The organism is Sphingomonas sp. ERG5, assembly GCF_000803065.1.
Lineage (GTDB): Bacteria > Pseudomonadota > Alphaproteobacteria > Sphingomonadales > Sphingomonadaceae > Sphingomonas.
Genome location: NZ_JSXI01000029.1, coordinates 146,836 through 159,748 on the forward strand (window position 1 = coordinate 146,836; position 12,913 = coordinate 159,748).

The 12,913-nt window shown below is 64.9% G+C and carries 11 protein-coding genes; 6 read left to right on the forward strand and 5 right to left on the reverse strand.

Annotation, left to right across the window (positions count from 1 at the left end; genetic code table 11):
* The first annotated feature begins 82 nt into the window (after positions 1 to 82).
* The 4 genes from OO12_RS12365 to OO12_RS12380 are packed head-to-tail and all read left to right on the forward strand — an operon-like array spanning position 83 to position 6,728.
* Positions 83 to 1,306, forward strand: coding sequence for an AAA family ATPase (locus OO12_RS12365; protein ID WP_152616395.1), 1,224 nt, complete (start codon positions 83 to 85; stop codon positions 1,304 to 1,306).
* A gap of 1 nt (position 1,307) precedes the next feature.
* Positions 1,308 to 1,778: a hypothetical protein gene (locus OO12_RS12370; RefSeq protein WP_034158977.1), complete on the forward strand. Its 471-nt coding sequence runs from the start codon at positions 1,308 to 1,310 to the stop codon at positions 1,776 to 1,778.
* Entirely contained in the window at positions 1,775 to 3,778 is a 2,004-nt protein-coding gene (locus tag OO12_RS12375; RefSeq protein WP_034158978.1) for a hypothetical protein, read from the forward strand. Before OO12_RS12370 ends, OO12_RS12375 begins: the two co-directional genes overlap by 4 nt.
* Positions 3,771 to 6,728, forward strand: a complete 2,958-nt coding sequence (locus tag OO12_RS12380) for a tetratricopeptide repeat protein (protein WP_034158979.1) — start codon at positions 3,771 to 3,773, stop codon at positions 6,726 to 6,728. The genes OO12_RS12375 and OO12_RS12380 overlap by 8 nt, the downstream gene beginning before the upstream one ends.
* 125 nt (positions 6,729 to 6,853) lie before the next feature.
* Here the strand turns inward: OO12_RS12380 and OO12_RS12385 are convergent, their stop codons facing one another.
* From OO12_RS12385 to kynA, 3 genes are read right to left on the reverse strand one after another with little or no spacing between them, the layout of a single operon-like run.
* Complete coding sequence (locus OO12_RS12385) at positions 6,854 to 8,347, reverse strand: benzoate-CoA ligase family protein (protein WP_034158980.1); 1,494 nt, start codon at positions 8,345 to 8,347, stop codon at positions 6,854 to 6,856.
* Positions 8,344 to 9,579: a kynureninase gene (gene kynU, locus OO12_RS12390; RefSeq protein WP_034158981.1), complete on the reverse strand. Its 1,236-nt coding sequence runs from the start codon at positions 9,577 to 9,579 to the stop codon at positions 8,344 to 8,346. Before kynU ends, OO12_RS12385 begins: the two co-directional genes overlap by 4 nt.
* On the reverse strand, positions 9,576 to 10,367 hold the full coding sequence (gene kynA / locus OO12_RS12395; RefSeq protein ID WP_034158982.1) for a tryptophan 2,3-dioxygenase: 792 nt from the start codon (positions 10,365 to 10,367) through the stop codon (positions 9,576 to 9,578). Before kynA ends, kynU begins: the two co-directional genes overlap by 4 nt.
* A 154-nt stretch (positions 10,368 to 10,521) precedes the next feature.
* Here kynA and OO12_RS12400 point away from each other — a divergent pair, with 154 nt between their 5' ends.
* On the forward strand, positions 10,522 to 10,998 hold the full coding sequence (locus OO12_RS12400; protein WP_034158983.1) for an Lrp/AsnC family transcriptional regulator: 477 nt from the start codon (positions 10,522 to 10,524) through the stop codon (positions 10,996 to 10,998).
* 145 nt (positions 10,999 to 11,143) lie between these two features.
* On the opposite strand, the gene OO12_RS12405 is transcribed toward OO12_RS12400, so the two are convergent.
* Positions 11,144 to 11,668: a methylated-DNA--[protein]-cysteine S-methyltransferase gene (locus OO12_RS12405; RefSeq protein ID WP_034158984.1), complete on the reverse strand. Its 525-nt coding sequence runs from the start codon at positions 11,666 to 11,668 to the stop codon at positions 11,144 to 11,146.
* A 77-nt stretch (positions 11,669 to 11,745) separates the two neighbouring features.
* Positions 11,746 to 12,207 carry a MarR family winged helix-turn-helix transcriptional regulator gene (locus OO12_RS12410; protein WP_034158985.1) on the reverse strand — a complete coding sequence of 154 codons (462 nt, stop codon included), beginning with the start codon at positions 12,205 to 12,207 and terminating at the stop codon, positions 11,746 to 11,748.
* 149 nt (positions 12,208 to 12,356) lie between these two features.
* Between OO12_RS12410 and OO12_RS12415 the strand changes: the two genes are divergently transcribed.
* The gene (locus OO12_RS12415; protein ID WP_034158986.1) at positions 12,357 to 12,773 is read left to right on the forward strand and encodes an organic hydroperoxide resistance protein; all 417 of its coding nucleotides are present in this window, start codon (positions 12,357 to 12,359) and stop codon (positions 12,771 to 12,773) included.
* Positions 12,774 to 12,913: the final 140 nt, after the last annotated feature.

Here is a 12,913-nt window from a genome sequence, read left to right on the forward strand (position 1 = left end):
TGCCGGCCTTCCATTCCGATTGCTTGGGAAGGCGATGTCGGCAACAGTTACCCCGATTCTAGAAAAGCCCGATCGGACCTGAATGCCTCTGTCTACCATTCCAGCGAGCGGGACCGCACCCGCCATCGCGACCCTCAACGCGCATATCGACCGACTGAGCGAGCGCTTCGTCGCGCGCCGTGCGCTGCTCGAACTGATCATGCTCGGGCTGATTGCGCGCGAACATGTGTTGCTGATCGGCCCGCCGGGCACCGGCAAATCGGCCGCGGTTCAGGCGGTCGCCGGCGCGATCGACGCGACCACCTTCGAATATCTGCTCGGCCGCTTCACTGAACCGTCGGAGCTGTTCGGAGCGCTCGATCTCAATGCGCTGAAGGAGGGGCGGGTCGAGCCGGTGACCAGCGGCATGCTGCCTCAGGCTGATGTCGCGTTCCTCGATGAGATCTTTCTTGGCTCGACCGCGATCCTCAACTCGCTGCTCAAGATCCTCAACGAACGCACCTATCGCCGTGGCCAGTACAGCATGGTCACGCCGCTGATCTCCTGCGTCGCGGCGTCGAACGCATTGCCCGACGATCCGCTGCTCGCGGCGTTCGCTGACCGCTTTCTGATCACCATGTTCGTCGACCCGGTCGGGGAGAATGAACTCCCCGAACTGTTGCGTACCGGCTGGCGGCTTGGTGCGGGTGATCCCGATCCGATCCCGCCGGTCGACAAGTCGGTCATCGCCGGCCTGCATCAGGCCGCGCTGCAGGTGGATATGGGACCGATCGGCGAGACCTATGCCCATATCGTGCGCAAGCTCAGGCTGGTCGGTGTGACCATGTCGGACCGCAAGATCGTCAAGGCGCAGAAGCTGATCGCCGCTGCGGCGTTGTTGCGCGGCGAGATGGTGGCGGGACCGGAGGACCTGTGGCCGATCACCTACCTCGTCCAGGACAAGGCGCAGCAGGCCGAGGCGAGCGAACTGCTCCATGCCGAACTGAAGGATAGCTTCAACCCCGTGCTGACCGACAGCGTGGCCAAGGCGACCTATGGCCCGACCGCGCATGCCGCGCACCTGACCGAACAGGCGACGCGCCTGCTCGAGGGGCGCCCTGCATTGGCCACCGATCGGCTGTACGAGATCTGGCTGGTGCGGCTGGAGACGATGCTGACGCGGATCGATGCGGCGTTCGACGGCGAGACCCTGCCGCAGCAGTTGAGGGTGCTCCGCGTCAGCCTGCAGGCGGTGCTGGAAACGCCCCAGCATAACGGTCCGGTGGACAATCCCATCCCGGGCAGCATCTTGGCAGAGCCCGCCTGACATGCACTGGTGCCGGACCGCGCCGGTGCAGGACGTCGGCGCGCTGATCGTGATCGGCGCCGGTGTGGTCGATCGCGTGCTCGACACGCTCGCGTTCAAATCGGCGGTCTTCGCCACGCTTCAGGTCGATCATGGTGCAGACTGGCTCGCGGTGTTCGCCGTACCGCTGGCGGGTGCCGGAACGGAACTGATGCTGCCCCGCCTGGCGGATGCGATCGCACTTTATGAGGAGGTACCGGGCTGGTGGCTGCCGGTCGGGACTGAGATCGGCGTGCCCGCGCATGTCCGGCCGGCGCTGCGCCGGGCGCTGTGCGATGCCCATGATGTGGATCCGCCGGCGATCGTCGTGCCGCGCTTCACCGGACCTGCGGCACACGCCGATCGGGCGGACATCTTTATCGTGCGCGATCCGCGGCCCTTCTCCTCGTTCGATGCGCGTGCCCCTGGTCGGCGCTGGACGGTGCCGGCATGACCGCCGTGCCGCCGGGGGGCGATGCCGCACCGCCGGTGCCGGCTGCCTATACGCCGTTCCTGCCGGTGCTCGAACAATTGTCGGCACCGCTGCAACGGCTGCTGCGCGGCCAGCTGGCGCAGTTTGAGCGGTTGATCGGCAGCGTCGATGACCGCGACCGCCGCGATAATGGCGAGTTCGAGGGGCTGGGCAGCCTGACCACGCGCGGCGACATCGCGCATATCGTGCAAAGCGAACTGCTGCTGCGCACTGAGGCGCCGCTTGAATTTCTGCGCCGTCTGGCGGAGGGGGAAACGCTCTATCATGAAAAGGATTATGCCGATCCGGGCGCCAAGCCGGTCTATCGGCTCACCGTCTCGGTCGGGCCCGCGTTGCTCGGCCATGGCCGCGTCCTGGCACTTGCCGCGATCTTCTTCATGGCACGGGTGGCGGCGATGCGCGGCGGCACGCTGCACTGGTGCTTCGTGCCGCGCGCCGACGGCGCGGTGTGGTTCGAGGAAATCTCGGTCAATACGATCAAGCGCTTCCTGCGCGCCGCGAGCTATCGTGAGGCCACCACCGAGGATTTGGCGGAAGCACACCAGTTGTGGGAGCGGCTGACCGTGGCGGATCGGGCCGGTGCGGAGCTGCGGACGATCGACTGGGTGGTCGGCGTGCGCGGTTCGCGCGGTGCATCGGCCCGCGCGGTGGACGCGGCGTCTCATGCGCTGGCCATCGCGCTGCGCCCGCCGATTGCGGGAGAGACGCGGGTCGCCGAACTGACCGTCCGCCGCAAGGGCCAGAACGGCAAGCGCGCACTGATCGATTTCCCGCCCGACACGGTCTGCCTGTCGGCACTGAACACGCCGTTCGCACCGCTAAAGCCGACCAAGGTAGCGGCGGCGGCCAATGTACCGAGTGCGAACCGGCCCCCCGATCATGGTTGGGAACCGCGCTATTTCATCGCGGCCCATGCCGGTGCGAAGCTGGTGCGCATGCGGGACGGCATTCTGGTCCTGCTCGCCGAGAAGCGGTTCAATTTCACATTGCCCTTCTTCGTGCCGCTGCCCGACGGTATCCAGCTGGCCGGTATCCGGCTGAAGGACAAGAAGCTGTCGATTCTGGTCCAGGCCGATGTCGCGGGCAAGGATATGCTGATTCATGCCGAGTTCGACTTGTCCAGAATATCAACCCCGAGCCAGGCACGTCGGGTGCGCCGAAAGGAATCGGTCGCAGCGCATTTGTTCAGGGGACAACATCCCTTTGCCTTGCCGTTGCTGTTCCCCGGGCATGGCGTCAAATTCTATTCGACCCATCGTCGCGAGTTCGGCTTCGAGTTCAACGACTATGACACGCAGGCGGCCTTTCGCGTTCTGCACGATCGGCCGCTCATCTTGTGCGCGACCGGCACGCATCGCGTCGTGCGATCGGTCGAGGGCGATGATGCCTATCTGAGCGTGCTCAGGGATAGTGGCAGCCAACTGGCCGACTATCGCGAAAGCGACGTACCGATTGCTCCCGATCGGCTCCGCGGCCTGATCTATTCGGATTCACATCGCGGCCTCGCTTATAGCGTGGCGCCAAATCGCTGGACCATTCCGCTGCACCAGCGTGGCTGGGCGCGCGCGGCGGGCGAGCATGGCAGCCTGCAATTCGACACCGCACCTTATGAGGTGCCGCTGATGGCCAAGGCAGACGGTGACCAGATCGTCGTGACGACCTGGTCGGATGCGCGCGCGGGCGGTGATGGCCATGTCCGCACGCTTCACATATTGAACGGGCAGCGCCAGTCGCATGAAACGATCCTGCGCACCGGTGCGGATGCGGCGAGCATCGTCGATATCCGCATCACGCATGACGGCATCTGGGCGATGTCAGTTGACGATACTGGCGATCCGCGAGCCCTGCTTTGCTATTATCGCGACAAACAGGGCGGGAAACATCAGTGCATGCCCTTCGACCTCGGCGTGCTGGTCGATAAGGCGATGCAGCTCGATCTGACAGAGGTGATCGGTGGCTGATCGCAGCTTCGTCGCGGATCGCAGCCGTGCCGCCCTCGACACGACTTTCCCGGTCAGCCCGACCCTCTCGCACGCCCGGCCATGCGATGGGCTGCTGGCGATCGGCGGGGCGGTGCCTGATACGCTGAGGGTGCGATCGTTGCGCGACGCGGTCACTGCGATGTGGCGCGGTGCGCTCGCAGATGGCACGGAGATCTTGGTTATCGCCTTCGATCACGCGATCCCGGTCGATGTGAGTGCATGGCCATCGGCGCTGCCGCTGATCGTCGGCCGGGCCGACACGCTGACCAGCTATGCCGATGGCGCCGATCGCGCACTGTCCGCCGGCACACGCGCTGGTGCGGCGTTGCGGCGGATCGACCTGTGGTGGGGCGGGCGCCAGCATCTGATCGCGCTCGATACGCTGACGGTGGTGCCGATCGGCATGCTGTGGGATGCGCCGCGCGTCACCGTGCACCGCTCGACCCCGCGCACCGTGGCAGTGGCTGCCGACCAGGCCGCTGTCCAGGATGGCGCGGCTCCGGTGTCGCGCGCGCCTGTTCCCCCGCCCGGCGACGGTATTGCGGTATTTGACGAAACCAACGCTGCGCTGCGCGACCTGGAAGAACGCACCCGGCTGGGGGCGATCTTCAAACAGGCCCTTGCCGGGCTGTTCGGCCAGCGCATCGTTGGCGAGGGGCAGGGGAACGGACCAGACGGCGCACCGCCACGGGAGCGCGGGCCGAGCGTGTTCGAAAATCTTGCCGGCTGGTTGCGCTGGCACAGCCCATTGAGCAAATCATTGATCGCCCAGTTCGGTGATCGCCTCGGCATGGTGGAGAAGCTGCTCGCCTCCGGCGATATCGACAGCGCATTGCGGCTCGCGCTGAAGCTCGGCAAGGAAAGTGCCGGAAAATCGCGCAGCCTGTTCCCCAATCGCTTGCCCGACATCCGCGCCAAGCTCGACTTTTCGTTCGGCGGTGGCGGTTATGCCATGCCGATCCTTGGCGGCGACAGCTATCATGCCCTGCGCATGCGCTATGTCGAACTGGCCAAGAAGCTCGAGCGCGATGGCGATTTCCGCCGCGCCGCCTATGTCCATTCGCAGTTGCTTGAGGATCACCGCACTGCGGTGCTGACGCTCGAAAAGGGCGAGTTGTACCGTGATGCGGCACGGCTCGCGCTCGATGCGAAGCTTGAGCCGGCGCTCGCGATCAGGATGTTCTACAAGGCAGGCGAGCTGGATGCGGCATTGGCGCTGGCACGGCGCACCGGTTGCTTCGATCAGCTCGCTGAGACCAGCCGGACCGGCCATGCGGATTTCCACGCCTATGTGGTCCGCGCCTGGACCGACATGCTGGTCGCGACCGACCAGCCTTTGCGCGCCTTGCAGGTGACCGACGCGCTTGCTGATCTCGCCGCGCCCGATCCCGAGTTGATCGCGGCACGGCGGCACTGGCTCGGCGCGACGCTTGCGCTGGAGGCGACACATGGCTTCGGTAGCGAAACCATTGCCCGTGGACTGGTCGCGGCGCGCTGGACTGGGGAAGACTTCTCGCCGCTTGGTCTGGTCGATTTCCCATTCGTCAGCGCGATCGCCGGCACCGGCGCGTTCCCCTTGTTGCTGCAGCAAGTCCAGGATCTGGTGCGGCTCGACACGGCGGATGCACGGCGGAACATGCTCGACCTGCTCCACGCCTTGACTCGCTTCGCCAGACCCGGGCGCGAGGAACAGGCGGGATTCTGGAGCGGACCAGCAGCGATCATCGTCGAGGTCTTTGCGCGCTCCCTGCTGGAAGTCGCATCCGATGCCCTCACTTCGCATGACATGCAGGCGTTGCGCGGATTGCTCGGCATGGCCGATCTGCATGTGTTCGCCACAGATCTGGGCAAGCTTGCCAAGCTGCATGTCGCGCCGTCGCTCGGCTATGAAAGCTGGCGCTTGCCGCCCGCGACGACGATCGCATCGCCGATCCGGCTCGGCTGCCTGCTGCACAACGGCACGATGGTCGTGTGGCGGGAAAACACGCTGTTGCAGCTGCTCGACCCGGACGGGCGACCGCTATGGCAGGGCAATGTCAGCGATATCACTGCGCTGATTGCAGTCGGCTCAAGCCCCAATGTTATCATCGTGCAACACCCGGACGACGGGCCCGGTCAGCTGACCCGCTTCGCCAGCCATCGGCGCAGCTTCCATGCGATCGGCCGGGCCGATCTGGTCGCGCATCACGACGTGACGTCGGAGGGACAATGGATGGTCCAGATCGGCGGGGAAATCGGCGCGATCGACCTGGCCGCGCTGTGTGCCGACGTGCCGGGAGTCGAGTGGCTGTGGTCTTGCGCGCTGACCGACCGGTTGCGCGTGGTGGCATTTTTCCACGATCCATCCACGCCGGCCTGGATCACGCGCAATGCCGAGCGAGGTCGGGCCGGCCTGCTCGAACTATGGTCGCTGCGACATGGCGGTGAACTGACCACCCAATTGTGCAATCCGGCACCGGCAGTGATGCGCCCCCCCTATCTGGCGCCGCGCGACTGGTTCTGGTCCGCGCAGCATGGCAGCAACCGGATCGAGGCGGCCGATGCGTCGGGTGCCGTGATGCCCTGTGTCGCATGGAGCGAGCAGGTGGAGCGGCAGGTCGCCGCAGTGATGACCGACCGGCACGAGACGCTGCCCGGCTTCGACACGTTCCAGAGCACTGATTTCCACCGCACACGGATCACCTTCACCGCCGCTGACGGTGCCGTGCCCGCTACGACCCGAGTGCAGGGGGCGGCGAACAAGATGGCACGGATGACGGTCGAACATGATGTTGAGATGCCGCTGACCCTGATCGCGCGCGGCATGACCATCGGAGGGTCCGGCAGTGCAGGCGAAGGGGTCGACCAGTCGGCGCGTGTCCTGTTCGCCGATCCGCATGGTCGTTTATTGCGAGTCGATGTCGCGGCGAAGCGCGTGATGGTGTTCTGAACGGAGGAGGGGTTCAGCGTGCCGGCAGGATTACGGTCGCCTCGATCTTTGCGGCGGCCTTTATCGGCGCGGTGACTGTAAAGCGCTACGCCTCGGCCGAAATGCGCCGCCGAGGCCGGCGATCTTCACGGAGCTTGTCCGTCCAGTGCCCAGGCGCGCAGCTTGAAGCGTTCGATCTTGCCGGTCGCGGTCTTGGGCAGCGCATCGACGAAGCGGATGCGGCGGGGATATTTGTACAGCGCGAGTTCGGTCCTGGTGTGCGCCTTGAGCATCTCTTCCGCTGCCGCGTCGCGAGGAGCGCCCGGTGCCGCGACCACGAAGGCGACCGGCTTGATCAGCCCGTCGCGGTCGGGCGCACCGACCACGGCGACTTCGCCGACCATCGCATGGGTGGCAAGCGCCGCTTCGATTTCCAGCGGCGAGACATAGATGCCGTTCACCTTCAACATGTCGTCGCCGCGCCCGCAATAGACGAAGCGCCCGGCCGGATCACGGTAGAAACGGTCGCCGGTCCTGACCCAGCCATTGGCGAACACCGCGGCGGATTTGTCGGGCTTGTTCCAGTAACCGATCGCGCAAGTCGGCCCGCGCACGAACAACTCGCCGATCTCGCCCGCCGGGGTCGGCGCACCGCTTTCATCGCGCAGTTCGAGCGTATAGCCTTTGACCGCGCGGCCGGTGGTGCCGGGTTCGATCTCGCCCGGGCGGTTGGCGAGGAAGATGTGGAGCATCTCGGTCGATCCCATGCCATCGACGATCGGCACGCCGACCTGCGCCTGCCAGCGGCGGCACAATTCGGCGGGGAGCGCCTCGCCGGCCGAAACGCACAAGCGCAAGCGTTCGGTTGCCGCGCGCGGGATCTCCTGCTGGCCGAGCAAGGCGGCATAGAAGGACGGCACGCTGTAAAGAATGGTCGGGCGGTGTGCGGCCATCCGCGCGAGCGCTGCCGTCGCTGTCGGACGCTCCGCCATCAGAATCGCGGTCGCGCCGTGCCACAGCGCGAACAGCACGCTGTTGCCGAAACCATAACCGAAGAACATCTTCGAGACCGAGAATGTCACGTCCGCGTCAGACAGCGCCAGCACCTCTTCGGCGAACAGGGCGGGGGCCGCGATCATCGCGCCGTGCGAATGGATCGTGCCCTTGGGCCGGCCCGTCGTGCCCGACGAATATTGCCACAGGCACACGCCGTCGGCCCCGGACATTGCGGGCAATTCGACCGGTGTGGCGGCGGGGATCTCGTCGACGAACATCATTTTGGGGACGTCCAGCCCCTCGAAGCGCGGCCGGGCGGCGCGCGAGACCAGCAACAGGCCCGCGCCGCTATCGTCGAGCAGGTAGCGGTAATCCTCGGTCGGCAGCTGCGGGTTGACCATCACCGGCACCACCCCGGCCCAGATCGCGCCGAGGCAGGCGACGACGAAATCCACGCTGTCTTCGGCGCACAGCATCATTCGCGTGGCCGGTGCGACGTCGCGGTCACGCAGGACTCCGGCGAAACGGCGCACCCGCTCGGCGAGTTCGCCATGGCTGCACGGACCGCGATCATCGATGAGCGCGATCCGATCGGGTCGGTCGCGATTGCGTTCGAGCAAGGCCGCGGCGGCGTTGACGATCATGTCACTGCCGCGCGGACATGGAAGTCGGGATGGTTCCAGCTGCCGCTGACCAGGACATCGCGCAACGCCTCGACCGCGTGCCAGACATCGACATGGCTGGTGTAAAGTGGGGTGAAGCCGAAGCGCAGCGCATCGGGCGCGCGGAAATCGCCGATCACCCCACGCGCGATCAACGCCTGCATCACTGGCCAGGCCTGGGCATGGCGGAGCGAGACATGGCTGCCGCGTGCCTTGGGGTCGCGCGTGGTGAGCACCTCGAGACCGAGGCCGGCGCAGCGATCCTCGACCAGATCGATAAAGGCCGAGCACAGCATTTGTCCCTTGGCGAACAAGGCGGCGCGATCGACTGAGAGCATCAAGTCGACGCCTTCCTCCAGCGCGGCCATGCCCAGGATCGGTGGTGTGCCGCACAGGAAGCGGCGAATGCCCTCGCTGGGGGCATAATCGTCAGTGAAATCGAACGGCGCGGCATGGCCCATCCAGCCCGTCAGCGGCGAGCGCAGCCTCGCCTGATGCCGCTCGGCGACGAACAGGAAGGCCGGCGCACCGGGCCCGCCATTGAGATATTTATAGCCGCAACCGATTGCGAGATCGGCATTGGCGGCGTTCAGATCGACCGGCACCGCGCCGGCGCTATGGCTCAGGTCCCACAGCATCAACGCGCCTTTCGCCTGGGCAGCGCGCGTGATCGCGTCCATGTCGAAGCGGGCACCGCTTTGGTAATGGACATGAGTCAGCATCACCACCGCGACGTTCTCGTCGATCGCGGCGGCGATCTGGTCGCGTGGTACGGTGCGCAACGCGCATTCGGGCAAGGTCGCAGCCACGCCTTGCGCAACATACAGGTCGGTCGGAAAATTGCCCGGTTCGGACAGGATCACGGAGCGGCCGGCTTGCGCCTGCATTGCCGCGACGAGCAATTTGTAAAGATTGACCGATGTCGAATCCGCCACCAGCACTTCATCCGGCCGGGCGCCAACGATCGCCGCGATCTTGCCGCCGATGCGTGCCGGCGTACCGATCCAGTCGGCCTTGTTCCAGCTGCGGATCAGCCCGTTACCCCATTCGCTGCGTACCGTATCGGCGATGCGACGCGCGGTGGCGTGGGGCAGCGCGCCGAGCGAATTGCCGTCGAGATAGATTTCGCCCGGCGGCAAGTCGAACGCATCACGCATGGCGCGAAGCGGGTCGGCCACGTCACGCCGCTGCATCTCTTCCAATGTCGGGCTCATAGCTGGGTCCGTACGCTAAGCAGTTCGGGGAAGAAGCTCTTGTCCAGCACCTTGGCGAGATACTGCACCCCGGCCGTGCCACCGGTGCCGGTCTTGAAACCGATCACGCGTTCGACCGTCTTGAGATGGCCGAAGCGCCACAGCTGGACGTGATATTCGATATCGACGAGCTTTTCGGCCAGCTCGTACAGATCCCAATATTCCTCGGGGCTGGCATAGACTTTGGCCCAGGCCCGCTCGACGTCGGGGGAAGGGGAGTAGGCCTGGGTGAAATCGCGGGTCAGCCGTTCGGGCGCGATCGCGAAGCCGCGCCGGGCGAGCAGTCGCAGCGCCTCGTCATACAGGCTCGGCGCTTCGAGCGCCGCACGCAGCGTGGCATGGACTTCGGGCTCGGCGGCATGGAGTTCGACCATCGCCGTATCCTTGTTGCCGAGGATGAATTCCATCTCGCGATACTGGTCGGACTGAAAACCCGAGCTGGTGCCGAGCCGGTCGCGCATTCGCGTATAATCCGCCGGGGTCATCGTCGCGAGCACTTCCCAGCTCTGGATCATCTGCGCCTGGATGCGCGCGACGCGCGACATCATCTTGAAGGCGGGACGCAGGTCATCGGCGATGACATGAGCCCGTGCGGCGCGCAATTCGTGCAGCGCGAGCTTGAGCCAGATTTCCGACGCCTGGTGGATCGAGATGAACAGCAACTCGTCATGCGCGTCGGACAGAGGCGACTGGCAGGCGAGCAATTCGGGCAAGCGCAGATAGCTGCGATAGGTGATGGTGTTGCTCATCCGGGCTCCCTGTTCGATGCACAGGCTAGCGCGAATCATCACAACCATTGTTCGCCGATTGCCTGTCGGATGCTATCCATGCAAAACGAATGGTGGATAGGGATGTTGTTGGCAGAACATTGTCCTTCTAGCAGCGGATTCCAGGGGTTGGGCGATGGACCGGATCGATCATGCGATACTGAGCGCGTTGGAGGCCGATGGCCGGCAATCCTATGCGACGCTTGCCGAGAGCGTCGGCCTGTCCAAGACGCCCTGTTGGAATCGGGTACAGGCGCTGGAGGAAGCCGGGATCATCACCGGCTATCGTGCTGATATCGAACCCGGGCGGCTTGATCTCGGTGTCACCGCTTTTGTCCAGGTGATTATCGACTCGGCATGCCGCGAAGCGTTCGAGGCAGCGGTGCTCGCGGCACCGGCAATCCTCGAATGCCATACGATCGCCGGTGAAGCGGATTATGTTCTGCGCGTGGCGTGCCGCGATGTCGACGATCTCGACCATTTGCTGCGCTTCGACATCGTTGTGCTGCCCGGGGTGCAGCGATCCTCGACCATGATCTGCCTGAAGACGGTCAAGCGGGGCGGGAGGGTGACTCAGGCCGCGCTGTCGCGGGCGCGGCCGGTCAAGGGATAGATCTGGAGTGCTTCAAGGTTGAATTGAGTCACACCCCCGTTCGTTTTTTGAACGAAGTCGAGAAACCTCGTATAGCGCTTATGGCCTGTTTCTCGACTTTGCTCGAAACGGACTGAAAAAGGCGATTCAAGCCAATCTCTAAGGGCTAAGCCGCTGCCTCGAGCGCAAGCAGGCGGCGCTTGCGGCGCACGCCCCAGCGATAGCCGGAAATGCCGCCATCGGCCTTGATCACGCGGTGGCACGGAATGGCGATTGCTATGCGATTGGCTGCGCAGGCCGCGCCGACTTCCTGCGCGGTTGCCGGCACGTTGAGTCGCTTGGCGAGCGCACCATAGCTGCGCGTTTCGCCCACCGGGATGGTGCGCAATGCTTCCCACACCGCCAACTCCTGGTCGCTGCCGCGCAGATCGAGCGGCAAGTCGAGTGGCGCGCGCGGAGTATCGAGCCACGCAGCGATCGTGACGATCGCTGCGGCGACCGCAAGGTCGTCTTCGATCAGAGTCGCGCCGGGCAAGCTGCGGCGCAGTTCGCGAGTCAGCGCGGCGACATCGTCGCCGATCAGGATCGCGGCGATGCCGCGTGAGCTGACCGCGGCCAGCATCGTGCCGAGGCTGGTTGGGGCCAGGCCGTAGCGGATCGTTTCGGCGGAGATGTTCTGCCCCTGGGTCATCGGAAGCTCCTCGATTGTCTATGTCGCTCCTTCTGACACCTTCCACGATTCGATGCGTCCCGCCGCTTGCGCCCGAATTATCCCTTGGCCTTGGCTGCCCGGATCAGATTGTCGCGCAGGGCGACAACACCGCGTTGCATCGTGGCGAATTCCTCCAGCGACAGGCCCGATTCCTTGATCAGGTCCAGACCCAGGCCCTTTTCGCGCAATCGGCGCCCGGCGTCGGTCAGGCTCACGATCACCTGGCGTTCATCGGCGGGGTCGCGTCGGCGGTGCAGAAAGCCCAGCCCCTCGAGCTTTTTAAGGATCGGGGTCAGTGTGTTCGATTCCAGGAACAGCTTCTCGCCAAGCCGGCCGACGGTCTGATTATCCTCGTCCCATAGCGCCACGATGGCGATATATTGGGTGTAGGTCACACCGAGTTCCTCGAGGATCGGCTTGTACGCGCGGCCATAGGCAAGATTGGCCGAATAGACCGCGAAGCACAGGAAATCGGACAGTTTCGGGTCGGGTCGGGCGGTCGGCGTGGGCGTCGTCATGGGGCAATCCTTGTCGATACGGATAAATATCTCGGCATCTATATATATCGTGTCCGATTAAATCGGAAGTAGGTTGACTTTGTAAAGGTCGCGCCCATATGGATCGTGTCCGATCAAGGCGGATACGATATAAATCAAAGGAAGCCCCAATGACCCAAGCTGCGAAGACTCTCTACACCGGCAAAACTCATACCACCGGCGGCCGTGATGGCGTCGCGCAAAGCGACGATGGTCGTCTCGATATCAAGCTGTCGCCTCCCGGCACCGCCGGTGCGGGCACCAATCCCGAGCAGCTGTTCGCGGCCGGCTGGTCGGCCTGCTTCCTTGGCGCGATGGGGATTGCCGCAAGCCAGCTGAAGGTCGCGTTGCCGGCCAATCGCGCGGTCGACGCAGAAGTCGATCTGGCACTTGAAGAGGGCACCTATTTCTTGCGCGCGCGGCTCAATGTCAGCCTGCCGGGCCTCGAGGCTCACGTCGCCCGGGCGATCGTCGACGCGGCGCATCAGACTTGCCCCTATTCCAAGGCGACGCGCGGCAATATCGATGTTGAGATCAATCTCATCTGAGCCCGCCGCGACCACGACCTGCGCCACGATCGCCACGACGCTTTCCGCACCCGCCGTGTTTCTCGGCTGGTGACCGAAATTGCCGGTTATTGATCGGCTGCGGCGCTCTCCCGCTCGGGCTGAGCTTGTCGAAGGGCCGT